Annotated in this window: 23 protein-coding genes; 17 read left to right on the top strand and 6 right to left on the bottom strand. The window is 41.4% G+C overall.

What is annotated here, in order from left to right:
* Window positions 1-39 precede the first annotated feature (39 nt).
* Complete coding sequence (frr, locus tag ACFEL9_RS23025) at window positions 40-603, top strand: ribosome recycling factor (RefSeq protein WP_385894974.1); 564 nt, start codon at window positions 40-42, stop codon at window positions 601-603.
* Here the strand turns inward: frr and ACFEL9_RS23020 are convergent.
* A complete protein-coding gene (locus ACFEL9_RS23020; RefSeq protein ID WP_385894973.1) occupies window positions 600-1526 on the bottom strand; it encodes a DMT family transporter in 927 nt (308 codons plus the stop codon). The genes frr and ACFEL9_RS23020 overlap by 4 nt on opposite strands.
* A 201-nt stretch (window positions 1527-1727) precedes the next feature.
* Here ACFEL9_RS23020 and ACFEL9_RS23015 point away from each other — a divergent pair, with 201 nt between their 5' ends.
* From ACFEL9_RS23015 to ACFEL9_RS23000, 4 genes are all read left to right on the top strand, one after another.
* Complete coding sequence (locus ACFEL9_RS23015; RefSeq protein WP_385894971.1) at window positions 1728-2474, top strand: PPK2 family polyphosphate kinase; 747 nt, start codon at window positions 1728-1730, stop codon at window positions 2472-2474.
* Window positions 2475-2583: 109 nt separating this feature from the next.
* The gene (mscL, locus tag ACFEL9_RS23010) at window positions 2584-2952 is read left to right on the top strand and encodes a large conductance mechanosensitive channel protein MscL (protein WP_385894969.1); all 369 of its coding nucleotides are present in this window, start codon (window positions 2584-2586) and stop codon (window positions 2950-2952) included.
* A gap of 72 nt (window positions 2953-3024) precedes the next feature.
* Window positions 3025-3816, top strand: coding sequence for a segregation and condensation protein A (locus ACFEL9_RS23005; RefSeq protein WP_385894967.1), 792 nt, complete (start codon window positions 3025-3027; stop codon window positions 3814-3816).
* A gap of 20 nt (window positions 3817-3836) precedes the next feature.
* Window positions 3837-4247: an OsmC family protein gene (locus ACFEL9_RS23000; protein WP_385894965.1), complete on the top strand. Its 411-nt coding sequence runs from the start codon at window positions 3837-3839 to the stop codon at window positions 4245-4247.
* A gap of 92 nt (window positions 4248-4339) precedes the next feature.
* On the opposite strand, the gene ACFEL9_RS22995 is transcribed toward ACFEL9_RS23000, so the two are convergent.
* Together ACFEL9_RS22995 and dxs are read right to left on the bottom strand one after the other, a co-directional pair.
* Window positions 4340-4975, bottom strand: a complete 636-nt coding sequence (locus ACFEL9_RS22995) for a murein L,D-transpeptidase catalytic domain-containing protein (protein WP_385894963.1) — start codon at window positions 4973-4975, stop codon at window positions 4340-4342.
* 148 nt (window positions 4976-5123) lie between these two features.
* Window positions 5124-7058, bottom strand: coding sequence for a 1-deoxy-D-xylulose-5-phosphate synthase (dxs, locus tag ACFEL9_RS22990; protein WP_385894962.1), 1935 nt, complete (start codon window positions 7056-7058; stop codon window positions 5124-5126).
* A 194-nt stretch (window positions 7059-7252) separates the two neighbouring features.
* Between dxs and ACFEL9_RS22985 the strand changes: the two genes are divergently transcribed.
* From ACFEL9_RS22985 to ACFEL9_RS22970, 4 genes are all read left to right on the top strand, one after another.
* Entirely contained in the window at window positions 7253-8332 is a 1080-nt protein-coding gene (locus ACFEL9_RS22985; protein WP_385895482.1) for a sensor histidine kinase, read from the top strand.
* A gap of 10 nt (window positions 8333-8342) precedes the next feature.
* Window positions 8343-9071, top strand: a complete 729-nt coding sequence (locus ACFEL9_RS22980) for a LytR/AlgR family response regulator transcription factor (RefSeq protein ID WP_385894960.1) — start codon at window positions 8343-8345, stop codon at window positions 9069-9071.
* Window positions 9072-9168: 97 nt separating this feature from the next.
* Window positions 9169-10452 (top strand): M28 family peptidase, encoded by a 1284-nt coding sequence (locus ACFEL9_RS22975; RefSeq protein WP_385894958.1) that lies wholly within the window; start codon window positions 9169-9171, stop codon window positions 10450-10452.
* Between the two features lie 11 nt (window positions 10453-10463).
* Complete coding sequence (locus ACFEL9_RS22970) at window positions 10464-11735, top strand: M28 family peptidase (protein ID WP_385894957.1); 1272 nt, start codon at window positions 10464-10466, stop codon at window positions 11733-11735.
* 26 nt (window positions 11736-11761) lie between these two features.
* On the opposite strand, the gene ACFEL9_RS22965 is transcribed toward ACFEL9_RS22970, so the two are convergent.
* Entirely contained in the window at window positions 11762-12520 is a 759-nt protein-coding gene (locus tag ACFEL9_RS22965; RefSeq protein ID WP_385894955.1) for a phosphoglycerol geranylgeranyltransferase, read from the bottom strand.
* Window positions 12521-12632: 112 nt separating this feature from the next.
* On the opposite strand from ACFEL9_RS22965, the gene ACFEL9_RS22960 reads away from it, so the two are divergent.
* Window positions 12633-12890 (top strand): hypothetical protein, encoded by a 258-nt coding sequence (locus ACFEL9_RS22960; protein WP_385894953.1) that lies wholly within the window; start codon window positions 12633-12635, stop codon window positions 12888-12890.
* Window positions 12869-13198, top strand: a complete 330-nt coding sequence (locus ACFEL9_RS22955; protein WP_385894951.1) for a peroxiredoxin family protein — start codon at window positions 12869-12871, stop codon at window positions 13196-13198. The genes ACFEL9_RS22960 and ACFEL9_RS22955 overlap by 22 nt, the downstream gene beginning before the upstream one ends.
* A 4-nt stretch (window positions 13199-13202) precedes the next feature.
* Here ACFEL9_RS22955 and ACFEL9_RS22950 read toward each other — a convergent pair whose 3' ends face one another.
* Window positions 13203-13931 carry a DUF2490 domain-containing protein gene (locus tag ACFEL9_RS22950; RefSeq protein WP_385894949.1) on the bottom strand — a complete coding sequence of 243 codons (729 nt, stop codon included), beginning with the start codon at window positions 13929-13931 and terminating at the stop codon, window positions 13203-13205.
* Window positions 13932-14232: 301 nt separating this feature from the next.
* Between ACFEL9_RS22950 and ACFEL9_RS22945 the strand changes: the two genes are divergently transcribed.
* On the top strand, window positions 14233-18753 hold the full coding sequence (locus tag ACFEL9_RS22945; RefSeq protein WP_385894948.1) for a ribonucleotide reductase barrel domain-containing protein: 4521 nt from the start codon (window positions 14233-14235) through the stop codon (window positions 18751-18753).
* Between the two features lie 86 nt (window positions 18754-18839).
* Here the strand turns inward: ACFEL9_RS22945 and ACFEL9_RS22940 are convergent, their stop codons facing one another.
* Window positions 18840-19100, bottom strand: coding sequence for a helix-turn-helix domain-containing protein (locus ACFEL9_RS22940; RefSeq protein WP_385895480.1), 261 nt, complete (start codon window positions 19098-19100; stop codon window positions 18840-18842).
* A 173-nt stretch (window positions 19101-19273) separates the two neighbouring features.
* Here ACFEL9_RS22940 and ACFEL9_RS22935 point away from each other — a divergent pair, with 173 nt between their 5' ends.
* Genes ACFEL9_RS22935 through ACFEL9_RS22915 form a run of 5 tightly spaced genes read left to right on the top strand, consistent with a single transcriptional unit; the run spans window position 19274 to window position 24497 of the window.
* Window positions 19274-19942 (top strand): SGNH/GDSL hydrolase family protein, encoded by a 669-nt coding sequence (locus tag ACFEL9_RS22935; protein ID WP_385894947.1) that lies wholly within the window; start codon window positions 19274-19276, stop codon window positions 19940-19942.
* A gap of 39 nt (window positions 19943-19981) precedes the next feature.
* Complete coding sequence (locus ACFEL9_RS22930) at window positions 19982-22222, top strand: glycoside hydrolase family 3 N-terminal domain-containing protein (RefSeq protein WP_385894945.1); 2241 nt, start codon at window positions 19982-19984, stop codon at window positions 22220-22222.
* On the top strand, window positions 22219-22524 hold the full coding sequence (locus ACFEL9_RS22925; protein WP_385894943.1) for a hypothetical protein: 306 nt from the start codon (window positions 22219-22221) through the stop codon (window positions 22522-22524). The genes ACFEL9_RS22930 and ACFEL9_RS22925 overlap by 4 nt, the downstream gene beginning before the upstream one ends.
* A 29-nt stretch (window positions 22525-22553) precedes the next feature.
* Window positions 22554-23552: an L-glyceraldehyde 3-phosphate reductase gene (mgrA, locus tag ACFEL9_RS22920; RefSeq protein ID WP_385894941.1), complete on the top strand. Its 999-nt coding sequence runs from the start codon at window positions 22554-22556 to the stop codon at window positions 23550-23552.
* Between the two features lie 21 nt (window positions 23553-23573).
* Window positions 23574-24497: a glycoside hydrolase family 26 protein gene (locus ACFEL9_RS22915; RefSeq protein ID WP_385894939.1), complete on the top strand. Its 924-nt coding sequence runs from the start codon at window positions 23574-23576 to the stop codon at window positions 24495-24497.
* Window positions 24498-24700: the final 203 nt, after the last annotated feature.

Below are 24700 nucleotides of genomic sequence, written 5' to 3'. Positions count from 1 at the left end.
ACTTGCTTTTATTAGCTTTGCCTTTCTCAAATTTTTACTATGACGGAAGATGTTTCAAAAATTATTGCCGGCGCTGACGAGCAAATGAAAAAAGCGATCAATCACCTGGAGGCTGAACTACTGAAGATAAGAGCAGGTAAAGCCAATCCCCAGATGCTTGACAGTATTGTGGTAGACTATTATGGTTCGCCGATGCCCATCAACCAGGTTGCCAATATCAGTGTATTAGATGCCCGCACTCTGACGATACAACCCTGGGAAAAGAACATGCTTCAACCTATCGAAAGAGCTATCATTAATGCCAATATCGGTGTTACACCTCAAAACGACGGTGTGATTATCCGTTTGTTCTTGCCGCCATTAACGGAGGAAAGAAGAAAAGAACTGGTAAAAAAATGCCAGGCAGAAGGCGAGCATTCAAAAGTCGCCATTCGCAACATCCGCCGTGATGCCATTGAGGCAATTAAAAAATTACAGAAAAACGGGTTAAGCGAGGACGCTGCTAAAGACTCCGAAGCGGATGTTCAGCAAGTCACAGACAAGTTTATTTCCCAGATAGAAAAACACCTTGCTGCAAAGGAGAAGGAAATTATGTCGGTTTAATCTCCTGTCAATTCTATTTTTTCAGGAAGCGGAGCTTTAGCTCCGCTTTTTCTTTTATCAGGGAGATTGGCAAGGTAAACGCCCAACAAAATTATCGGGAGACAGATGAACTCAACTATCGTGATAGCTTCCCCATCCAGGAATCCCCAAAACAAAGCGACAAATGGAATACCATAAGTAACTAACGAGGCAAACAGGCCACTGGCCTTTTGAACAAGGATATAAAACAGAACAGTAGCGAAAGCACTTCCTACAAGACCGAGTAGTAATGTATTAAGAATGGACCATTGTACTATCTTGTCCGTAAAGTCTAATTGGAAGAAATCTTGTTGCCATAAAATAATGGCTGTAGGTAAAGTCATTAAAGCAAGCGAGACTGCAGCAATATGTATCGGCTTTTGTTGGTTTAAAAAATGGCTGACGAGGTTTACGTTTATACCGTACGATATCGTTCCAAGAATTACCAGAGAAGCATAGCCAAAATTATCGAGGCTAATATTTTTTTTAAAAAGCGTAAGAAGACAAAGACCCACAAAACCGATGATTATGCCGATAACTTTTTGTCTTCCTATTTTATCCCGGAAGAAAATAGCGCTAATGCTAACAACACAAATAGGTGTCAACGAATTGAGAATTCCTTCCAGGGAGCTATCGACTTTGGTAATAGCGATAGCAAAACAAAAAGCGGGTAACAAATTACCGCAAAGGCCGGTAAAAAAAAGCAAGCCTATTTTCTTGCGGGGAATTTTTGATCCATGTATAAATGCAATAGGGATAAATACCAGGGATGATGAAAAGATGCGCAATGCTGCGATTTGTGAGCCGCTTAAACCTTCACTGCTCACTTTCATTAAAATAAATGAGCTTCCCCAAATGAAACAAAGCAGCACAAAAATCCCCCAACAAATTAATTTATTATTCATAAAGTGAGGGGCGAAGGTCTTAAAACAAAATGAACAGTAGCAAATTTTTTATATTGTGAAATGAATTATAAAAATTTTCAAGCAAATTCACGTCAATTGCGATGAAAATTTTTATGGTGAACCTGTCTGCCTACAGGCAAGATTCTATGTGACTAACAGAAAAATAAAATGAACACATGAAACTAAATAAGATGGAATGCTATGAGTAAAATCAGATTGAATAATATAGATACCCGTGCACCCGGGGATCTCGATAAAAATGCGACCAGGGAAAAAACGCTTGCTATCCTTGAAGAACTCGATGAACTCCAAAACCTGTTATATGCTGAAGGCAAACACTCCATCTTAATTGTAATCCAGGGAATGGATGGAAGTGGAAAAGACGGCGTGATCAGGAATGTGTTGGGTAATATGAACCCGCAAGGAGTAACCGTACAATCTTTTAAAGTTCCGACACCTGAAGAAGCCGCACATGATTTCCTCTGGCGTGTGCATAAACATGCACCGCAAAAGGGTATGATCCAAATCTTTAACAGGTCGCATTATGAAGATATTGTTGTAACCAGGGTGCACAAATGGTGTGATGATAAAACAGCACAAAAAAGAATGAAGGCAATCAATGACTTTGAAGAGCTGTTACAAGAGCACAACGACACGCATATCCTGAAATTTTATTTACATGTATCACCGGAAGAGCAGTACGAAAGATTGACTGAACGATTGAAAGATCCTGCCAAGATGTGGAAATACAATGAAAGAGATTTGAGCGAAGCCAAACTTGGGAATGTATACATGCAGATGTACGAAGAATGTTTTGACTATTGCGACAAGCCGGCCTGGATCATCGTGCCTGCTGATCAAAACTGGTACAAAGAATTTATCATTGCTTCAGCATTGCGTGATACGCTCAGGAGTTTAAATATGGAATATCCGGGATTAAAAAAATAGTGCATCAGTGGAAAAGTTTCTATAAAATGGCGTTCGTAAAAAACTGGACATGTCCTTAAAGTAAATAACTTAGGCATATACTTTTGTTAACACACAAAACCAACAAATTATGAGCATGCTAAAAGAATTCAAAGAGTTTGCCACCAAAGGCAATGTTGTAGAATTAGCCGTTGCTGTAATCATCGGCGGTGCATTTGGTAAGATCATTAACTCTTTGGTTGAAGATATTATTACACCGGTATTATTAAAGCCAGCTTTGGAGGCGGCCGGCGCGGCTAATATTGAAACCTGGGCTCCGGGTGGTGTGTTATTGGGAAAATTCATCGCAGCTGTCCTTTCTTTTATAGTCATTGCTTTCGTATTATTCTTAATTATTAAGGGTCTGAATAAAGTGGTGAAAAAAGAAGCCGCTGCCCCACCACCTACACCCGAAGAAGTACTTTTATTGCGTGAAATCAGGGACTCTTTAAAGAAATAACCCGCAACCATATTTCCCTTATTTTTGAGCCCCGTTTCAGGTACCCCCTGCGACAGGGTTTAATTTTTATACATGGTAAATTCTTCATCATACCAGATCAAACTGGCCCAGTTTGAGGGGCCTTTTGACCTGCTTTTATTTTTTATAGAGCGTGACGAGCTGGATATTTACAATATTCCTATCACTAAAATCACTAATGACTTCCTGGATTATATTCACCAGCAGCAGGCTGTGAACATTGAGCTTTCCAGCGAGTTTATCCTGTTTATTTCTACGTTGATGCGGATCAAAGCCAAAATGTTGCTTCCACGTAAAGAATTGGATGCACAAGGAAATGAGATCGATCCCCGTGAAGAACTGGTGAATAAAATACTGGAGTATAAAAAATTCAAAGAAGCATCAGCTCAAATGGCAGAAATGGAAGCCATGCGAATGCTGATGGTAAAAAGAGGAAATATCCAGAAAGAATTATCACAAATAGGCGAAGAAGCAGGCGAGGGAACCGAAATACAGAATATCACCGTATTTAAACTAATGAAGGCTTTTGAAAAAGCCATGCAGAAATATTCTGACCGGGTCAATAAGCCGGTACATACGGTTGTACAGTATCGCTATACAATGGAAAATAGCCGCCAGGATATGCTGGCGCTTTCACAAAAAGAAAAGACGCTTGCATTTGAGAAAATATTTGAAAGAGCGGAAAACAGGGTTCATGCCATTTTTCTTTTCCTTTCATTATTAGAACTGGTACAGGGAAAATTCTTGAAGATCATTATCGGCGAAGGCAAGAATAATTTTATCATCGAATACAATGAGCCGGAAAACCGGCTGGCCGAATTGGAAGAAGACAATCAACCACAATAAACAAACTAAAAATTTTTATTATGAAAAGCTTTGCAACTGCAAATTGGAAAGGATCTGGTAAAGAAGGTTCCGGAACTTTATCAACCGGAAAAGGTGCTATAAAAAATACAGCTTATGATTACAAAAGCCGGTTCGAGGATGGACAATACACTAACCCGGAAGAATTAATTGCAGCGGCGCATTCGGGATGTTTTTCAATGAAATTGAGTTTTGTTTTGGGTGCTGCCGGGTTTACACCTGATAGTATCGATACCAAATGTACTGTTACTTTAGAAAACGGTTCTGTTACGGCGAGCCATCTCGAAGTAACAGCTAAAGTTCCGGGTATTGATGCAGCAAAATTTGCAGAGTGTGCAGCTGATGCCAAAGCAAATTGCCCCATTAGCAAACTATTGAATACAGATATTACTATGGACGCCAGCCTGGCGTAAGCATGTTAGAATTTTTAAAAGGTGCAAACCAGAAACTAAATTTTCTGGTTTGCACCTTTTTTATTGACAAAGTTGACTGAGTCGAAAAAGGCTCAATTATATATCCACAACAAAACCGGTTTCCTGGATGCATCAATTATTGGCTTCAGGTATTGCAGATAGTTAATAGATACCGTTGGGCATCCATCACTTTGACAAATATCCTCTTTCACTTCCGATTCGGGAACACAATCATGCGCATGCAATACTACAAATCGTTGAAATGCCTTGTCATTTGTTTTGTCGAGACCATATAGCTTATAAGCCAGCCCAAACCTGCCATTGTAAGTATTCCCGATTTTATATTTTCCCAGCGAGGTGCAACCACAACCCACCGTGTTACCGTATTTCCTGCCCTCGAGCCAATACTGATTGCAGCGGCCGTGGGTGACCAGTCCTGAGTTTCTGATTGTATCCCTTTTTAAGTCGTACACAAAAAACCTGTTTTGCCCCGAGTGCAGGCTCATATCGATCAGGAAGCAAATAATATCATTATATCCTTTTTGTTGGGCAAATGCCCGGGCTTCGCTTGCTCTTAACTGAAGTTTCTTTGCCGATGTGGTTGTTAACGTGTGATTGGAACGATTTGGTTTGCTTGCTTTTACTTTTTCTACTAACCCCGAAGAAAACAGCCAGGTAAAAGAAACTAAAAGAAAAAAGATCAGCAGCAGAATCCTGGTTTTAAACATATGCTATGTTTTAAAAAGGAATAGACACCATTCTAACTCAAATCCATACGTGAAAATTGTGAAAGCTTGTTAATAATTGTTGAAATTATCAAAAAGCAAAAAGCCAACCTTATTCAGGTTGGCCATTCATAAAAAAAAAGATAAAAGTTTATTGGAAAAAAGAAGTAGCCATTATTGTGTCCTTCATCATATCGCGGATCGTTTCAATTATGGCCGGTGTATCATAACCACACTCGTGATGCAATTCTTTGGGTGTGCCGTGTTCTACAATTCTATCCGGAATGCCCAGGATACGAACATCATTTTTGTAGCCATGCTGCGCCATAAACTCTAATATTGCACTGCCAAATCCGCCGTCTACACAGCCATCTTCAACCGTCACTATCTTTTCGTAATTGCTCAGCACTTCATGCAATAGCTCTTCGTCGAGAGGTTTGGCAAAGCGCATGTCGTAATGACCGGGATTTAATCCATCATTTTTTAATTCACGGATGGCTGCTGCAGCAAAATTGCCGGGATGACCGAGTGAAAGAATCGCAATGTCATTACCTTCTTTCAGTTTTCTGCCTTTGCCGATCTCAATTTCTTTCATTTCGGTTTTCCACTCCGGCATTACTCCTTCACCCCTGGGGTAGCGAATCACAAACGGAAGCTTCGTGCTTTCTAATTGAGACGTATACATCAGGTTGCGTAATTCACTTTCGTTCATCGGTGCGCTGATGATCATATTGGGTATGCAGCGCATATAGGCAATGTCATAAGCGCCATGGTGTGTAGGACCATCATCGCCGACCAGGCCGGCACGATCCAGGCAAAAGATAACCGGCAATTTTTGAATGGCAACATCGTGTATCACCTGGTCGTAGGCCCGTTGCATAAATGAGGAATAGATATTGCAAAACACTTTCAAGCCCTGCGTAGCCATACCTGCACTTACTGTGACAGCATGTTGCTCTGCAATGCCAACATCAAAAGCCCGGTCGGGCATTTTTTCCATCATATATTTTAACGACGAGCCGGATGGCATTGCCGGTGTTATGCCAAATATTTTATCGTTCTTTTCTGCCAGCTCAATAATGGTATGACCAAACACATCCTGGTATTTAGGAGGTTGGGGCAGATCGTATTTTTTCTTTTGAATTTCGCCGGTTATTTTATCAAACAAACCCGGCGCATGCCATTTGGTTTGATCTTTCTCAGCGAGTGCATACCCCTTTCCTTTTACAGTAACTATGTGTAATAGTTTAGGACCCGGTATTTCACGGAGATCGGTAAGGGTGTCCACCAGTTTAGCCACATTATGTCCATCGATGGGACCGAAATAACGAAGCTTTAAAGACTCAAACAAGTTGGCACTGCTGCTGACCATTCCTTTTAACCCCTCTGCCAGTTTGTGGCCCATTGCCCGGCTAAAGTTTTTACCAACAGGTAATTTGCCCAGCAATTTCCAAACGTCATCTTTTACTTTATTGTAGGTTGGAGAAGTGGTAATATCTGTCAGGTATTCTTTTAATGCGCCAACATTAGGATCAATGCCCATATTATTATCGTTGAGGATAATGAGCATGTCCGTATCAGCTACGCCGGCATGGTTCATCCCTTCAAAAGCAAGGCCGGCCGTCATAGCGCCATCACCGATTATCGCAATACATTTCCGGTCTGTTTCACCCTTGTATTTAGCAGCCATAGCCATGCCCAATGCGGCCGAAATGGAAGTAGAAGAGTGACCGACACCAAATGTATCGAACTCGCTTTCACTGCGTTTGGGAAAACCACTGAGACCATTATATTTTCTGTTGGTAATAAAATTATCCCGGCGGCCCGTCAATATTTTATGGCCATACGCCTGGTGACCTACATCCCATACCAACTGATCATAAGGCGTATTGTATACGTAATGAAGGGCTGTTGTTAATTCGACTACTCCGAGGCTGGCGCCAAAATGGCCGCCGTGTACGCTTACAACATCAATAATATACTGACGTAATTCATCACATAGTTGATGTAGCTTTTCGCGGGGGAGCTTTTTAAGATCAGCAGGAGAATCGATGGTTTTTAATAACGGTCCGGGTATAATTTCCATGTACCAATTTTAACGCTGTAAAAGTAATATTTTCTTTCGAGCCCTTGCCGATTAAGGTCTTTAACAAATAATTGCAGACACTTATATAGCTTTTATGGCTCAAAACCAGTCAAAATATCCCATTTGTAAAACTTATTTTCCACTGATATATTTATAAAGTTCAGGGGTGAATAAAACTGTTAGCTTTGACGACTATGCGTATAGGTAACTCAAGGTACTGGCTCTTTCAGTTTATTGGCTGGGGCTCTTTTGCCCTCATCAATACCTTTTTTGCCTTTTCTTTTGATCGCCTGACGCCTGATTTTTTTAAACGATTGGGTGTTTTTTTAGCGTTGGGTATTTTCTTTTCTCACTTGATGCGGATCATCATCATCCAGCTTGGCTTATTACAAAAAAGTTTGAATAAGCAGATACTCCAATTTTTCCTTATCACTTTTTGCCTGGCAGTGCTGGTATCCTATATCAGCGTGGAAGCGTTGATTGCATTTAAATTGATAAAGAAGGATGAGATGGATCTGTTGGCCAGAACGGATGTACAATATTGGGTCAGCAAGCTTTTGCTGGTATTGAGCAGCGCTTTTTCATATTTCATACTATTCTTCATCTGGAGCCTTATCTATTTTGTGTATCATTATGTAGCTAAAAGCCGAAAGCAACAAATGGATACCCTGCAGTTGGAGTCGCTGGTAAAAGAGCTGGAACTAAAAACGATCAAAGCGCATATCAATCCCCATTTTATTTTTAATTCGTTAAATAGTATCAGGGCATTGGTAGATGAGAATCCGGAAAGAGCCAGAAGAGCTATTACAGAATTAAGCAATATACTTCGCAGTAGTATGCAGGCAGATAAATCGGAAGCGGTTCCGTTTGAAAAGGAATTGTATATCGTAAAGGATTACCTGGCCCTGGAAAACATGCGGTTTGAAGACAGGCTGAAGATCGAATATAAGATTGATGAAAATACATTGAGCTTACCAGTGCCACCCATGATGTTGCAAACATTGGTGGAAAATGCGATTAAGCATGGTATAAACAAACAAATATTAGGTGGCGTAGTGCGAATCATTTCAACCATAAACAATAATTTTCATGAACTCTCAGTGGAGAATACTGGTTATTTGAATGGGCAGTCGTCGGGTGAAGGTTTTGGGTTGTCGAGTACAACCAACCGCCTAAGCCTGTTATACGGAAATAAAGCTAAATTTGAGATAAAGCAGGCGGCGCCTTCGCTGGTAGAAGCGAAAGTGCTGATACCTGTGGCCGATGATTATTAAAACAATTCACATGAGAGCAATTATCATTGATGATGAACGCCTGGCCAGGGCTGAATTAAAAAAACTCTTGCAAGATTTTCCTGAAGTAGAGGTGATCGATGAAGCCGCGAACGCCGAGGAAGGTGTTTCCAAAATTGAAAGCCAGCAACCCGATCTTATTTTTCTCGATATCCAGATGCCTGGTAAGACAGGCTTTGATATGCTGGCTGAATTGGAACGTTCGCCGCAGGTGATTTTTACAACAGCCTACGATGAGTTTGCGCTGAAAGCATTTGAGGTAAATGCGCTGGATTATTTATTAAAACCGGTGGAACCGAAGCGCTTGGCGGATGCTATTCAAAAATTACAACACTCCGAACACCGCGAAACCAGGACGGCAGAAGAATATACCAACAACAGCATTCTCAGCGAGCATGACCAGGTATTTGTAAAAGATGGTGAACGCTGCTGGTTTGTAAGGCTAAGTGATATCCGCCTCTTCGAGAGTGTGGGTAATTATGCCAAAGTTTTCTTTGGACCCAACAAGCCTTTAATACTAAAATCACTGAATGCATTGGAAGAAAGATTGGATGAAAAATTTTTCTTCCGTGCTAATCGCAAGCATATTGTGAACTTGAGGATGATCGATAAGATAGAACCTTATTTCAATGGTGGATTATTGCTGGAGCTTAAAGGAGGCGAAAAGATAGAAGTAAGCCGGAGACAAACGGTGAAGTTTAAGGAGATGATGAGTTTATAGTAAAATAGACAATAAACAATAGACAATAGGCAATTTACAATTTGAGTGCAGCTTTGCTGATTGCTTATTGCCAATTGCCTATTGATTAAGAAAAAATATGAAAAAACTTTTAATGGCGGGGTTATTCACAGCAATAGCCCCTTTTTTATTGGCGCAAAAAACAGATGCTATTATCAATGCTAAAGAAGTAAAGAGGATTGAAATGGTCCTGGCGTCCGACGCTATGAAAGGGCGAAAAGTCTACAGTCCTGAGATTGATAAAGCTGCGGATTTTATTGCAACCGAATTCAAAGCGGCAGGATTGAAAACCTGGAATAGCGGTAGCAGTTATCGGCAGGAGTTTTCTATGATGAATCCTAAACAAACAAGTCTTGTGGCAACCTTCGATAATGTGGATGCTGATCCATTAAAAATAGTGGTGGTTACCTGTCAGCCGGAAATTACCATCAATCAATTGTCAGGATATGAAACGGGATCGATCAAAGCGGGTGGTAATATATTTCAACAGGCAATGGAATATGCAGGAGTTAAAAAGAATATGATTATCACAGTCGATTCAAGCTATGCTAAAAATTTTCCAAGACTTAGTTTTTTAAAACGAAGTCTTTTTAAAACAGATAAAAACCTGGTATTTATTTTGGGCAATGAGTTGCCAAAAAATTTCAACATAACTGCCAAACACGATATTAAAGAACAGAAGCTGGCGAATGTGGTAGGTATATTGCCGGGTAAGATCAGGAAAGATGAGTATGTAATCTTTTCTGGTCACTACGATCATATCGGCATTGGCAAGGCAGTCAATGGTGATTCAATTTACAATGGCGCCAATGATGATGCAGCGGGAACAACGGCAGTGATCATGCTGGCTAAATATTTTGCCGCACAAAAAAATAATGAACGCACACTTGTATTCGCAGCTTTTACGGCAGAAGAAGTGGGCGGTTTTGGTTCACAATATTTTTCGCAACAGTTTGCACCTGATAAAGTGATGGCCATGTTCAACATCGAAATGATTGGCACGGAAAGTAAATGGGGAAAGAACTCAGCCTACATAACCGGGTATGAAAAAACGGATATGGGTTCAATGTTGCAACGAAACCTAGCGGGTACCGGCTTCACTTTTCACCCCGATCCTTATCCCGACCAACAATTGTTTTATCGTTCGGATAATGCAACCCTGGCTAGGTTGGGTGTACCTGCACATACCATATCCACTGCCAAAATGGATAGTGAACCACATTATCATAAGGTATCGGATCATGTAGAAACACTGGATCTTGAGAATATGGCCATGATCATCAAATCCATTGCGTTAAGTTCAACCAGCATTGTTGCGGGTAAGGAAACGCCGGGCCGGGTGAAGAAAGAAGATTTGAGATAGGAATTAAAATGATGAAGAAAATAATTTTTATCCTGACTGCGCTGCTATCAGTGCAGCCAGTTGTTTTTGCCCAGCATGCGACGGATGCTATTAAAGAAAGTGAAGCCCGGCGTATCCTACAATATCTTGCGGCTGATTCTATGAAAGGTCGTGGTAATGGCAGTACTGAACTGCTGCAGGCGGGCATTTTTATAGGCAATGAATTTCACAAAAGCGGTTTGCGTCCATGGCCGAGCTACTTCAGTTACTATATGCCCTTTCGGCCTTTTGGTGGTCAAAAAAATGTGGTCACCGATGAGCTGGTATGGAACGGTCAAAAAATGTTACCCGAGGCATTTCTATACATGCATCCCACGCCCGGCAACTATGCTCCAAGAACCCTCGATAGTTTCACTGTTATAAAAATCGATTCGTTTTTTACAGAGGATGTTTTAGCATCCTATGATCATATCACAACAGACTTGCTTCTCTGGAGCAACCAGCCACAGCCCGATAAAGAAAATTATTTTCCCGTCCGCGTTAAGACTGAGCCCGAAGGATTAAAGAGAAATGTATTGTTGGTTTGTGCACTTGCGCAGCCTGATTCTATTAAGCTATCAGGTGTCGGCAATTATTATTCAAACGTAGAGTATAATGTGGCGGCTATACTGCCGGGCAGATCCAAAAAACATGAAGTGGTGCTGTTTTCCGCACATTATGATCATGAGGGAGTATATGCCCGGAAAAGAAAAGATGGGATACTGAATGGCGCCAATGATGATGCGTCGGGTGTCACGGCTTTGTTGTTACTGGCCGATTATTTTGCAAAGAGGAATGACAATGAACGAACGCTCTTGTTTTGTGCCTTTGCGGGTGAGGAATTGGGCCTGTTAGGTTCAAAGCACTTTGTAGATGTCATCAACACAAAACCGATCGTGGCCGGCATTAATATTGAAATGATCGGTATTCCACAATATGGTAAGAATAATATTTTCATTACCGGATATAACCGATCTTCTTTGCCGGCGATTTTAGAAAAGGGATTTTCAGCCACACCCGTTAACGTAAAGGCTGGTCCATCCGAAGAAGAAAAAGAACTTTTTAAGCGCAGTGATAATTTTCCCTTTTTTGAAAAAGGTGTGCCGGCGCATAGCATCATGAGCAGCGATGATGATGATAAGTGCTATCATCGACCCTGTGATGAAATAAAACGAATCCACATTCCGCATATGACAACGGTGATCAAAGCTATCGCTATAGCAGCGCAGTCGTTAATAAACGGCGAGGAAACACCAGCAAAGTGAATTGAATAGTGAAAAACGAAACGCCCCTATATGCTTTTAACAGCGACCGAATGCACAGCATCACTCATTTCTTTAATCAGTGATGCATCTTTTTCAATGGCATTACCGACAACAATCACATCAGCACCGGCTTTGCAATTCAAATAAGCTTTTTCGGGATCATTAATACCGCCACCAACGATCAGGGGAGTATCAATATGTTTTGCAACAGCAGCGATCATCGTTTCGCTGATGGCTCTTTTGGCGCCGCTACCGGCATCCATATAGATTAATTTCATGCCCAGCATTTCACCGGCCATGGCTGTACACATAGCAATCTCGTTTTTATCAGCCGGCACAGGAGCCGCATTACTGATATAAGAAACAGTGGTAGGTGCGCCGCCATCCACCACGATATAACCCGTAGGCATAATTTCCAGGCCACTCTGTTTTACAAATGGCGCTGATACCACATGTTGCCCGATTAGCAACTCAGGATTACGGCCGGAGATCAGGGAGAGGTATAATAATGCATCGGCGTATTTGCTTACCTGCGATGGACTACCGGGAAAAAGAATAACGGGAATAGAGCAATTTTTTTTAATGTGCTGCACACATTCATCCAGGTGATTGGAGATAACCAGGCTGCCACCTACCAGCAGGTAATCCACCTTTGCATCGGCCGCCAGGATGGTCAGTTCGTCCAGCATTGATGGGCTAACCTTATCGGGATCAATGAGTACGGCAAAAGATTTCTTTCCCAGTTTTTTCTTCTCTGTCAATGAATGGTAAATAGCTAACTTCATCCGGTACCGGTTGGTTAGCTGCAAAAATGCAAAAAGTTTTTGGGTTTTAAACAGTTAATTTACAAAGGATTTACGCTACTGGCGGAGTCGCTTTTTGTAAAAATTGTCGTTTATGATCAGGTTTTGCACATTCTTATTAATGACATTCTTTTCGGTTTCACTAAAGGCACAAACACAAAAGGAAATAGATGATTATTTCGAAGAAATAAGAAATAAGCCCGTGAAACTAATCGGGCAACGTATTCCGGCTTTTAAATGTTATTCAACGGACAAGCAATTTTATACTGAAGACAGTTTGGAGAGCAAGGTGACGGTACTGAATTTGTGGTTTGAAGCCTGCGCACTTTCATGGCAGAGATGGAAGCATTGAATGATATGCACCAGGATTTTAAATCAAATGAAGCATTTCAATTTTTATCTTTTACGTTTGAAAAACCGGAAACGATTGAGCGAATACGACAAAAATATAAAATTGAGTACCCGATAATTCTCATTAGTGTTGACTCATGTTATATTTTAAATTTCAATGGCGGCTTTCCTGCCAATATTATCAGCGATAAAAAAGGTAAGCTGGCTTATTATTCCATCGGTGGTTCTACTAAACCAGGATCCAACAAGGATAATTTTTTAAATAAAATGTATCCTGTTATTGAAAGGTTGTTGAAAAAGGAAAAATAGCTATCTACAACCTCAGATACCCCGCCAACTGCCAAACATGATTATTTGTAAAACTGTTATTCCGGCCATTAATATACTGGTTGAGATAACCCGTTTCTAAGTCAAACGCCGGATTCACCCGGCAACCAAGCGCCACGTAAAGCCGGTTCTGGTCAAAGTATTTTCCATTCACGTTGGCTTTGTTGCCAATATTCACAAATACCTCGTTTTGTAAAGCGGCAAATAATCCTTTGCTGAATGCTTTTTGCTGTTGAAAGGGGATGACATTTCTTATAAAATAGCGAATGCGGTTGGCATAGAGGGATCCATCTTTTTTCAGTTCTTCATCAGCAATAATAGTTTTCGCCATAAAACGCTGTTCAAACCTAAGGCGATGGCTGATGGATAGGGTCTTGACTTTATGATTGTAAAGCAATTGTTCCCAAAGCCGGTGCTCCGGTGTATAACCACTGATATCTCCCAGTACCCGCCGATTGTGTATAAAAGCATAGCCGCCTGTAACAGTAAAATGTTTATTCAAATGCACATTCAATCCCGATCGCAACAATAAGGTCTGTGTATGTTTCCACTCGTTCGAGCTGCGCCATTGCACATCGGCATGAATGCTTGTTCTTTTGCCTGTTTTAAACGTATTAAATGATGCCAGCCAGCCGGAGAACTGTGTTTGGGCATTCAATCCACAAAACGAACAACTTATATAGACTAATAAAAAACAAAGGACTAATTTTTGCATGGTTGCAAAAAAACAAAATATCAGGATAAAATGTTTTATTAATTATAGAAGGCAGTAAACCGGGAACACCGGATTAGTATTTTAAGGACTTACGGCCAAAAAAAATTATGTGTAATGGGCGGAAAAACTGTGCAAAAATCAGCAAACTCAATACAGGTACGAATTTTGACATTATTCACATTGCTTTTCCACACAATGTGCATATTTGGAGCTTCAAAAATATCGCAGCAAAAAATATATTCGTGAACGCCTCCCACCTAAGGCATTAATTCTAATCTTAACCCGTTAAATAGTTTTTGTTATGGCTGGTAAAAAGCAACCAACCGCCGCAAGCGGATTGAAATTCCATCGTCGCTATACAAGTGATACGGTGAATGTGTTTGATCAGTTCGAATACGATTATCGCACCTCTGTGATCAAAAACCCTTCGGGTGAAAAAGTGTTTGAAATGACCAATGTGGAAGTGCCCAAACAATGGAGCCAGATTGCCACAGACATTTTAGCCCAAAAATATTTTCGCAAAGCCGGCGTGCCACAACCAGATGGCAGTCTTGGCCGGGAAACCTCTGCTAAGCAGGTGGCGCATCGGATGGCTAACTGCTGGAAGGCTTGGGGAGAAAGGTATGGCTACTTTGCTTCTTCAGCCGATGCACAGATTTTTTATGAAGAATTAGTGTATAGCATTTTGAATCAAATGTGTGTACCTAATTCACCGCAATGGTTCAATACCGGATTGCATGAGAGCTATGGCATCAAAGGAAAACCGCAGGGGCATTATTATGTTGACCAGGCAGATGGGGAATTAAAAAAATCTACATCAGCCTATGAACGTCCGCAACCGCATGCCTGCTTTATTTTAAGTGTGAATGATGACCTGGTGAATGATGGCGGTATCATGGATCTTTGGGTTCGTGAGGCAAGAATATTTAAATATGGGTCAGGTGTGGGAACCAACTATTCCAACCTGCGTGGTGAAGGAGAGAAATTAAGCGGTGGTGGTACATCAAGTGGTTTAATGAGTTTTTTAAAAATTGGTGACCGTGCTGCAGGAGCCATTAAAAGCGGTGGTACAACCCGTCGTGCCGCTAAAATGGTTTGCCTCGATCTGGATCATCCGGAGATCGTAGAGTTCATCAACTGGAAAGTAGAAGAAGAAAAGAAAGTGGGGGCTCTGATCGATGCTGGTTATGCATCCGATTATGAAGGTGAAGCCTACAAAACAGTAAGCGGACAAAACTCTAATAATTCTGTTCGCATTCCCAATTCATTTTTTGAAAGACTAAAAAACAATGAAGATTGGGAATTGACCGCCCGTACGGATGGCAGGGTAATGAAGAAAGTTCCTTCCAAAGAATTATGGAACCAGGTTTCTTATGCGGCTTGGCGTTGTGCAGATCCTGGTACGCAATACAATACTACTATCAATGAATGGCACACCTGCCCGGAAGGAGGTGAGATCAGGGCCTCTAATCCATGTATTACCGCAGACACTTTTGTAACTACAAATAAGGGATTAGAAAGAATTGGAGACCTCGTTGGACAGTCAAGGGGCATTAAGGGGCTGGATGGAAAATTACATTGGGTCGAAAATATTTTTCCTACAGGAACAAAACCAGTTTATGAATTAATGACCAGGAGTGGTTATCGTTTAAAACTCACCGCTGATCATAAAGTATTTACCGAAAACAGGGGCGATGTTCCAGCCTGTGAATTGACAAAAGATGATATTGTCCGGTTACATAAAGGAGAATTTGGTAATGATTCCACTGGTTCCGCAGACATTGCAGAATTGATTGGTTTGCTGACAGGAGATGGATGCATTACACACCTGAATGAGAATGATGCTCTGGGAAGGCGAAGAAGGGTAGCTTTTTTGAATATGAATAGCTGCGAAAATGAAGTAGTCAGTAAGGCAAATGCAACGATCAATGCATTACGTTCAACGTTAGGAGAACATGATAAAAAAGGAAACGTAACTACTGCGGGAACAACAGTACGAATCGCTGCAGGAAGCCCCCGGATGCTGGAATTGTTTGAAGCGTTTGCCGTGCTGGATGCTGGAAGCGAAAACAAAAAGTTCACTGATAAAATATTTTTTTTAACGAGAAATGAACAGGCTTCTTTGCTCAGGGGTTTGTTTACAGCAGATGGCTGTGTGGCTAATTATGGAAGTAAATCCCAATATGTAGCATTGGATTCATGCTCATTGGAATTAATACAACAAGTGCAATTATTGTTATTAAACTTCGGAATAAAGTCTAAAATTTATGCAAACCGGAGAGCGGGAAAAGAAGCAGCATTTTTGCCGGATGGTAAGGGAAACAAAAAAGAATATGCCGTAAAAGAAATGCATAGTCTGCGGATTTCTAAATATTCCAGATTGTTGTTTGAAGAGCATATCGGTTTCATGCCTGAAAGCATTAAGGCAAAACAATTGGATACTTTAAATCAAATGGTAGCTACTTATAAAGAACCATTGACAGATTCAGTTTTCTCTTTTACCTATTTAAATGAACAGCCGGTTTTTGATTTAACGGAACCTGACACACATCATTTTGTTGCCAATGGGATTAGCATCCACAATTGCAGCGAGTACATGTTCTTAGATAACACAGCATGTAATCTGGCATCAGCCAACCTGATGAAGTTTTATGATACTGAAAAAAATCATTTTGATGTAGAAGGTTATGAATACAATTGCCGTCTTTGGACAGTGGTATTGGAGATATCCGTGTTGATGGCGCAATTTCCATCCAAAGAGGTAGCTCAATTAAGTTATGAATACAGGACATTAGGCCTTGGTTATGCTAACCTGGGCACCTTGCTGATGGTAAGCGGTATACCTTATGACAGCGAAGATGCAAGGGGAATTGCCGGTGCTATTACAGCAATCATGACGGGTGTTGCTTATAAGACTTCAGCTGAGATGGCACAGGCACTAGGTGCTTTTCCAAGATACGAGGAGAACAAAGCTCATATGCTGCGGGTGATGCGTAACCACCGGTTGGCTGCTTATGACGCTGATGAGTACGAAGCGCTGAGTTTAAAGCCACAGGGATTGAAAGCAGAACATTGCCCTGATTATTTGTTGAAGGCTGCATGCAAAGCATGGGATGATGCGGTTGAGCTGGGTGAGAAATATGGCTATCGCAATGCACAGGCTACTGTAATTGCACCAACTGGTACCATTGGATTGGTGATGGATTGTGATACTACCGGCGTTGAACCTGATTTTGCCCTGGTGAAATTTAAAAAACTATCTGGTGGCGGTTATTTTAAGATTATAAATCAATCTGTACCTGTTGCGCTGAAAAATTTGGGCTATACAGAAAAGGAAACGGCAGCCATCATCAAGTACGCCGTAGGTGCCAAAAGTTTTGCGGGTGCCCCGTTTATCAATCACCAGTCGTTGAGCGAGAAAGGGTTTATTGCTGACGAGATTAAAAAATTAGATGCAGCCGTAAACGCTGCGTTTGAAATCGGTTTTGTTTTTAACAAGTATACACTGGGCGAAGAGTGTTTGCAACGCCTCGGCTTTATACCGGAGCAATACAATGACTTTGAATGGAGCCTGCTGGAAGCACTCGGTTTCAGCGATGAACAAATTGAAGCGGCCAATGATTATGTCTGCGGTACGATGATGCTCGAGGGAGCGCCTCATTTAAAAGAAGAAGATTTGGCGGTTTTTGATTGTGCCAATAAATGTGGTAAAAAAGGTCAGCGTTATATTCATGCACATGGACATATCCGCATGATGGGGGCCACACAACCTTTTATTAGTGGCGCCATATCCAAAACAATCAACCTGCCGAACGAAGCAACAGTGAGCGAAATAGCCGATGCTTATTTATTAAGCTGGGAGCTCGGACTAAAGGCCTGTGCCTTGTATCGGGATGGTTCTAAACTTTCTCAACCATTAAGTACGAAGTCGGATAAGAAGAAGAAGTCCTTCGGCTCCGCTCAGGATGGAAGTGAGAAGTCAGAAGTGAAAAGTGAAAAGGCAGATGAAGCATCAACAATTACTGAATCGAATATTGTTGATATGAGCAAGCTGACAGTAGAAGAATTGTTGGAAGAAGTGCAAAAAAGAGTACAATCATCACCTGATACTAAATTGAAAAGAAAGCTGGCGAGCATTGTGGAGCGCCGTTCGTTGCCAGCCAAGCGTCGCGGGTTTACCCAAAAGGCAAAGATCAATGGACAAGCTATCTTCCTTCGCACCGGAGAATATGGAGATGGTACATTAGGTGAGATATTTATTGATATGGCAAAAGAAGGAGCAACCATGCGCAGCATGATGAACTGTTTTGCTATTTCTATTTCTATCGGCCTGCAATACGGTGTGCCGCTGGAAGAGTTTGTTGACAAGTTCGCCTTTACGAAATTTGATCCTTCTGGTTTTGTAGAACACCCGAACATCAAATCAACAACCTCTATTGTTGACTTTATTTTCCGTGTATTGGGTTATGAATACCTCGGACGTACTGACCTGGTGCATGTATTGGACAAGCCTGAGGTTATGAATACAGGGGCAGATGATTGGGACGATGTACCCTCGGGTCTGGAATATGAAAAGGCTCCGGAATTATCCAACATTCGCATAACGCCTGTGCCAGCGACAACAATTACAACCCAAAGCAAAACGCAATATGGCGTAAAAGCAAAAGCAGGCAGTGCAGACAGTGCTTTAGATGCTGTAAATGCAGCGGCGAAGAATATGCAAAGTGATGCACCGGCTTGCAATGTATGCGGTCATATCATGATGCGGAGCGGCACTTGTTATAAATGTCTGAATTGTGGCAATCAGGGCGGATGCAGTTAAAAAAACACAAGGACGGAAAACCACCATATAAAAGGTAGTACCCACCTCTATCCCGCTGCTTTCAGCGGGATTTTTTTATGGCGTAACTATATAAACACCCTGTTGCCGTAACTATAATTTTCCCTGAACTCTTTTGGCGTGCAGCCTTTTTTCTTTTTAAACAGGCGGTTGAAATTGGAGATATTGTTGAAGCCACAATTGTAAGCTACTTCAGCTACGGACTGTGTTGTATCAATCAGCAATCGTGACGCATGCCCCAGCCGCATTTCCAGCAGGCTATCCATAAAGGTGATGCCCGTTCTTGCTTTGAAAAAACGACTGAATGAAGCACCCGTCATATTGGCCAGCCTGGATACTTCGGTTAGAGTGCTGGCGGGCCTGCTGATTATGCTACGCTCAAAGCCCTGTCAGCACTTACGGCAAATGGCATAAAAGTCACCGTACCTGCCCGGGGTGCCGTTATAATGGCCATTGACAAAAAATAATGCTGTAAATTTCACTGATCAAACATTATGAACGTATGAAAAAAATTATCTTTCTTCCTTTTGTACTGGTTATTTTGATTTCTATGTCCGCGGTTAAAAAAACAAAGATTGTTTTCTTCGGTGATTCCATTACGCAGGCTGGTGTAAGCCAAGGTGGATACATTGATCGCATACAGAATTATCTCAGCCAGCAGTCATTGCAGGAAAAATATGAGTTAGCCGGTGCGGGAATAGGCGGCAATAAAGTATATGATCTTTATCTGCGGATGGAAGATGATGTACTGGCAAAAGACCCGCAGGTAGTAGTGATATATGTTGGCATCAATGATGTGTGGCACAAAACATCGTCAGGTACAGGAACTGACCTGGACAAATATGAAAAGTTTTATGTGGCGATCATCAAAAAGCTACAGGCGAAAAATATTAAAGTAGCTGTTTGTACACCTTCAGTGATTGGCGAGAAAAAAAACAATGCCAACCCACAGGATGCCGACCTGGAAAAATATTCGGCTGTGATCAGGAAATTAGCAACAACATACAACTGCATTCTGATTGACCTGAGAGCTGCTTTTACTCAATATGAAAAGGAAAATAATGCGGAAGATAAAGAATCCGGCATACTGACCACTGACAGGGTGCACCTGAACGAAAAAGGAAACCAACTTGTGGCCGATGAAATGATAAAAGCATTAACTATCCGGTAAATTCACTGATTAAATAAATAATGATTCAATAGCGCTGTTATGAAAAAAAATATTTCTCTTTTTCTTATTCTTAGTGGTTGTATTGCTGTTAATGCACAGACCGATTTGCAAAAAGCAGAAACGCTTCTGAAGAAAATGACCCTGGAAGAAAAGGTAGGCCAGATGACACAGATTACTTTAGCAATCGTTGCAAAAGGTGGATGGGGCAATCAGGATGGAAGCCTTGATCCCGCTGCTTTGAAAAAAGCTATTGTGGATTATAAAGTCGGGTCTATATTAAATACAACCGCTCATGCATTAGCTGCGGATACATGGCGACAGCTCATCACACAGATACAGGATGAAACAAAGAATACTAAATTAAAAATCCCCGTTGTATATGGTTTGGACGGCATACATGGTCAAACCTATACATTGAACTCTACTTTGTTCCCGCATAATATTGGAATGGCGGCAACAAGAAATGTGGAATTGGCAAAAGCCGTCACTAAAGTTGCGGCAAAAGAACTCAGAGCATCAGGCGTACGCTGGAATTTTGCACCCGTATTGGATATCGGCCGTCAGCCATTATGGTCACGTTTCCCCGAAACGTATGGCGAAGATGTTTATATCGGTGCAACAATGGGAGCCGCTGTGATAAAAGCTTATGAAGAAGATGGATTGAAAAACCCGACAGCAGTAGCCAGTTGCATGAAGCACTATCTCGGTTATTCAAATTCCAGAACAGGTAAAGACAGAACACCGATCTATTTGCCGGAAATAGAAATGCGTGAATATTACCTACCGCAATTCCGTGAGGCAGTAAAAGCGGGGTCTTCTACCATCATGATCAACTCCAGTGAAATAAATGGCATACCTGTACATGCCGATAAATATTTATTGACAGATGTGTTAAGAAAGGAATTAGGTTTCCAGGGTTTGATCGTTACCGACTGGGAAGATATCAAACGGCTGCATGACAGGCATAATATAGCATCTACTCCAAGGCAGGCAGTTGTGATGGCTATTAATGCTGGTATTGACATGAGCATGGTGCCCAGTGATTTTTCATTTTATGATTTATTGATCGAAGCGGTGAAGAAAGGAGAAGTTTCCATGAGTCGCATAGATGATGCGGTGAAAAGAATACTGGTATTGAAATACAAATTGGGATTGTTTGATAATCCATATCCTGAACCAGCTGCTGCCGCTAATTTCGGAAAGCCGGAATATCAAACACTGGCATTGGATGCAGCACATGAAGCGATGACATTATTAAAGAACAAGGATAATGTTTTGCCTTTATCAAAAAATACAAAGGTATTGGTAGCTGGTCCGTCGGCACAAAGCATCAGCGCATTGAACGGTTGCTGGAGCTACACCTGGCAGGGAAAAGAAGAACAATGGTATCCGGCAGACAGTAAAACTATTTTGCAAGCTATAACAGATAAAGTTGGTGCAGCAAATGTGATTACAACAACAGGTAAAGGATTTGATAGTGCAGTGAACTATGATGCAGCAAAATTGACTGCTGCTGCTTCGACCGCCGATATTATTGTTTTATGCATTGGTGAAGATGCGTATGCAGAAAGCCCGGGCAATACCCGTGAGCTGGCATTGCCGGAAGAACAAATAGCTTTAGCCAAAGCAGCTATAGCTACCGGCAAACCGGTAATATTGATATTGACGGAGGGAAGACCCCGTTTCATTAGCTCTATTGAGCCATTTGTAAAAGGAATAGTGATGGCCTACTGGAGTGGGAAGAAAACCGCGGAAGCCGTTGCTGATGTATTGTTCGGCGACTACAATCCTGATGGAAGATTACCTTTTTCTTATCCACGTAGCATGGGTGAAATAGTGATGTATGACAGGAAGCCAACCGAAGATGTACGGGAAGTATTCAATGATAATATCAATACAGGTTACGATCCGTTATTTGCATTCGGTCATGGATTAAGTTATACAACTTTTGAATATAGCGATCTGCAGTTAAACAGCGCAACGCTGACAGGCAATGCAAAACTAAATGTAAACATCACTGTAAAGAATACGGGCAATCGTGATGGAAAACATACTGTCGAATTATATACCCGCGATCTGTATGCCAGCATAACACCCTGTATGAAACGGCTTAGAGCTTTTCAAAAAATCAGCCTGAAAGCAGGTGAAGAAAAGAAAGTAACATTTACAATTGATAAAAATGATCTAGCCTTCGTCAATGCTAAATTGAAAACAGTAACCGAGCCCGGAGAGTTTGAAGTCATGATCGGAGATGAGAAAGCAAAGTTTACTTATAAATGATACTACGGGATTGTATTGGTATGTTGAAAAGCTTGGGCTGTGTGAAGGTGGCTTCCACTGGTGAGGGCTTCCCAAGCAAAGCGAAGGGAAGGAACGGAGTTCGGGAAGGGAGCTTTATGACCAGGCTATATTACTACTATCAATTTTCGTTGCGTCGCACTCTTCAACGTCCGGTAATTCTATTGAGCATTTTTACAGCTTGGCTTGCTTATAGCCGGAGAATTGATGAGTTTTATCAAAAGAGTAATGAAATGGTAAATCTTCAACAAAATCAGTTGATATTTGAATGGATATTTTTTTAATCACCAAAGCCTGATCGCTACAATATTTTATGTATAATCCTTCTTCAACCCGCTACGACAGTATGCAATACAATCGCTGCGGTAAAAGCGGTTTAAAACTACCTGCTATTTCATTAGGCCTGTGGCACAATTTCGGATCGGTAGATGTATATGAAAACGGAAAACAAATAATCCGGCGGGCTTTCGACAGGGGCATTACTCATTTTGATCTGGCCAATAATTATGGCCCGGCTCCCGGCTCGGCAGAAGAAAATTTTGGAAAAATATTGAAACAGGATTTTTCCGGTAGTCTTCGTGATGAGTTGATCATCTCAACAAAGGCTGGTTATTTAATGTGGCCGGGTCCTTATGGTGAATGGGGTTCGAGGAAGTATTTGTTATCAAGCCTTGATCAGAGCCTGAAGAGAATGCAATTAGACTACGTTGATATTTTCTACTCCCATCGTCCCGATCCTGATACACCTTTAGAAGAAACGATGATGGCGTTGGATACGGCAGTGCGCAGTGGCCGGGCATTGTATGCAGGCATTTCCAATTACCAGGCACCTGAGGCCAAAAAAGCTATTGAAATCCTCAAACAATTGGGAACGCCTTGCCTGATTCATCAACCAAAATATTCGATGTTTGAAAGGTGGGTTGAAGGTGGTTTGCTGGATGTATTGGAGCAATATGGTGTGGGTTGCATTCCTTTTTCTCCTTTAGCGCAGGGTATGCTGACTGATAAATATCTAAAGGGTATACCCACTGATTCAAGGGCCGCGAAAGCTCATGGTTTTTTACAAACATCAGAACTGACGGATACACGGTTGCAACAAATCAGGGAGCTAAATGAAATAGCAAGACAAAGAAATCAGTCGCTGGCTCAAATGGCGCTGGCATGGCTGCTGAAAGACAAACGGGTAACTACAGTATTGATTGGTGCGAGTTCTGTTGCCCAGTTGGATAATAACATTGATGCGTTGAATAATCCGTCATTTAGCAATGACGAATTAACGGCAATTGAAAACGTTCTGCAAAAAAAGGGATGAGGACATCAATAAAGAGATTATATGAAGCAAGTTTTTATTTATTTTTTATCGTTGATATCAGTAGCTGGGGTCGGCCAAAATAAAAAGCTGATTGATCAAGCGGCCACAAATGAAGCAAAAGCATTATTCCGGAATCTTGATAAACTATCGCAAAGCCACATTCTGTTTGGTCATCAACATGCAACGGAATACGTTCATGGTTGGTCGGGTGATGCAGACAGATCGGATGTAAAATCGGTTACGGGTTCTCATCCGGCCGTGATCGGTGTTGACTTTAGTGGCCTTTCCGGCAGATCTGACAACGAGATTGAAAACAACAAATCGGCATTAAGAAAAAATATTGCAGATACTTACAACCGGGGAGGCATTACCACTATTTCCTGGCATTTCTCCAACCCGGTATCGCCAGGAGACTTTTATTGGAAAGACAGTATCTCAGCCCCTGCAGTGAGATACATCATACCGGGTGGCTCACATCACGACAAATACAAATCAATACTTGGCATTATTGGAAGTCTTGTAAAATCAATAAAGGGGAGGGATGGCAAGAAGCTGCCGATGATTTTCCCTCCCTATCATGAGTTTGACGGCGATTGGTTTTGGTGGGGCAGGAGTCATTGTACAACAGAAGAGTTTAAACAGCTTTGGCGGTTTACCGTTTCTTATTTAAGAGATAGTTTGGGTGTGCATAGTTTTATTTATACATTCTCTCCCGATAATAAGTTTATTTCGGAAGATCAATTTTTTGAGCGATATCCGGGTGATGAATGGGTAGATATGGTAGGCATGGACAACTATGGCGACTTTGGAAGAGATGGAAAATATAATGTGGAGGCCGGATTGACGAAATTAAAAATTGTTTCAGCGTATGCTATCAAAGCTGGCAAACTCGCGGCTTTTACTGAAACGGGCTTGGAGTCGCCTGGTGGACCGATATTTTGTTGAAAACAGTAAAGTCAGAAAACCTGAAATTAGCTTACGTGCTGGTTTGGAGAAATGATACAAGAAGTCCCGCGCATTATTATGCACCATTTCCCGGTCATACAAGCGAAGCCAATTTTATTAAATTTTACATGTAATAGTTAGTATTTAATCCGACAGTTGAGGATTTTTTCTTTTCAGTTTTATAGGGTCAGGATATAAAAGTT

The sequence above is a fragment of the Terrimonas alba genome, from assembly GCF_042434975.1.
Lineage (GTDB): Bacteria > Bacteroidota > Bacteroidia > Chitinophagales > Chitinophagaceae > Terrimonas_B > Terrimonas_B alba.
Note: the sequence above shows the minus strand (reverse complement) of the source record. Positions and strands in the feature narration are given on the sequence as shown.

Excerpts from the sequence above, each read along its gene's own strand:
- frr (WP_385894974.1), top strand. The coding sequence starts at position 40 with ATGACGGAAGATGTTTCAAAAATTATTGCCGGCGCTGACGAGCAAATG.
- ACFEL9_RS23020 (WP_385894973.1), bottom strand. The coding sequence starts at position 1,526 with ATGAATAATAAATTAATTTGTTGGGGGATTTTTGTGCTGCTTTGTTTC.
- ACFEL9_RS23015 (WP_385894971.1), top strand. The coding sequence starts at position 1,728 with ATGAGTAAAATCAGATTGAATAATATAGATACCCGTGCACCCGGGGAT.
- mscL (WP_385894969.1), top strand. The coding sequence starts at position 2,584 with ATGAGCATGCTAAAAGAATTCAAAGAGTTTGCCACCAAAGGCAATGTT.
- ACFEL9_RS23005 (WP_385894967.1), top strand. The coding sequence starts at position 3,025 with ATGGTAAATTCTTCATCATACCAGATCAAACTGGCCCAGTTTGAGGGG.
- ACFEL9_RS23000 (WP_385894965.1), top strand. The coding sequence starts at position 3,837 with ATGAAAAGCTTTGCAACTGCAAATTGGAAAGGATCTGGTAAAGAAGGT.
- ACFEL9_RS22995 (WP_385894963.1), bottom strand. The coding sequence starts at position 4,975 with ATGTTTAAAACCAGGATTCTGCTGCTGATCTTTTTTCTTTTAGTTTCT.
- dxs (WP_385894962.1), bottom strand. The coding sequence starts at position 7,058 with ATGGAAATTATACCCGGACCGTTATTAAAAACCATCGATTCTCCTGCT.
- ACFEL9_RS22985 (WP_385895482.1), top strand. The coding sequence starts at position 7,253 with ATGCGTATAGGTAACTCAAGGTACTGGCTCTTTCAGTTTATTGGCTGG.
- ACFEL9_RS22980 (WP_385894960.1), top strand. The coding sequence starts at position 8,343 with ATGAGAGCAATTATCATTGATGATGAACGCCTGGCCAGGGCTGAATTA.
- ACFEL9_RS22975 (WP_385894958.1), top strand. The coding sequence starts at position 9,169 with ATGAAAAAACTTTTAATGGCGGGGTTATTCACAGCAATAGCCCCTTTT.
- ACFEL9_RS22970 (WP_385894957.1), top strand. The coding sequence starts at position 10,464 with ATGAAGAAAATAATTTTTATCCTGACTGCGCTGCTATCAGTGCAGCCA.
- ACFEL9_RS22965 (WP_385894955.1), bottom strand. The coding sequence starts at position 12,520 with ATGAAGTTAGCTATTTACCATTCATTGACAGAGAAGAAAAAACTGGGA.
- ACFEL9_RS22960 (WP_385894953.1), top strand. The coding sequence starts at position 12,633 with ATGATCAGGTTTTGCACATTCTTATTAATGACATTCTTTTCGGTTTCA.
- ACFEL9_RS22955 (WP_385894951.1), top strand. The coding sequence starts at position 12,869 with ATGGCAGAGATGGAAGCATTGAATGATATGCACCAGGATTTTAAATCA.
- ACFEL9_RS22950 (WP_385894949.1), bottom strand. The coding sequence starts at position 13,931 with ATGCAAAAATTAGTCCTTTGTTTTTTATTAGTCTATATAAGTTGTTCG.
- ACFEL9_RS22945 (WP_385894948.1), top strand. The coding sequence starts at position 14,233 with ATGGCTGGTAAAAAGCAACCAACCGCCGCAAGCGGATTGAAATTCCAT.
- ACFEL9_RS22935 (WP_385894947.1), top strand. The coding sequence starts at position 19,274 with ATGAAAAAAATTATCTTTCTTCCTTTTGTACTGGTTATTTTGATTTCT.
- ACFEL9_RS22930 (WP_385894945.1), top strand. The coding sequence starts at position 19,982 with ATGAAAAAAAATATTTCTCTTTTTCTTATTCTTAGTGGTTGTATTGCT.
- ACFEL9_RS22925 (WP_385894943.1), top strand. The coding sequence starts at position 22,219 with ATGATACTACGGGATTGTATTGGTATGTTGAAAAGCTTGGGCTGTGTG.
- mgrA (WP_385894941.1), top strand. The coding sequence starts at position 22,554 with ATGTATAATCCTTCTTCAACCCGCTACGACAGTATGCAATACAATCGC.
- ACFEL9_RS22915 (WP_385894939.1), top strand. The coding sequence starts at position 23,574 with ATGAAGCAAGTTTTTATTTATTTTTTATCGTTGATATCAGTAGCTGGG.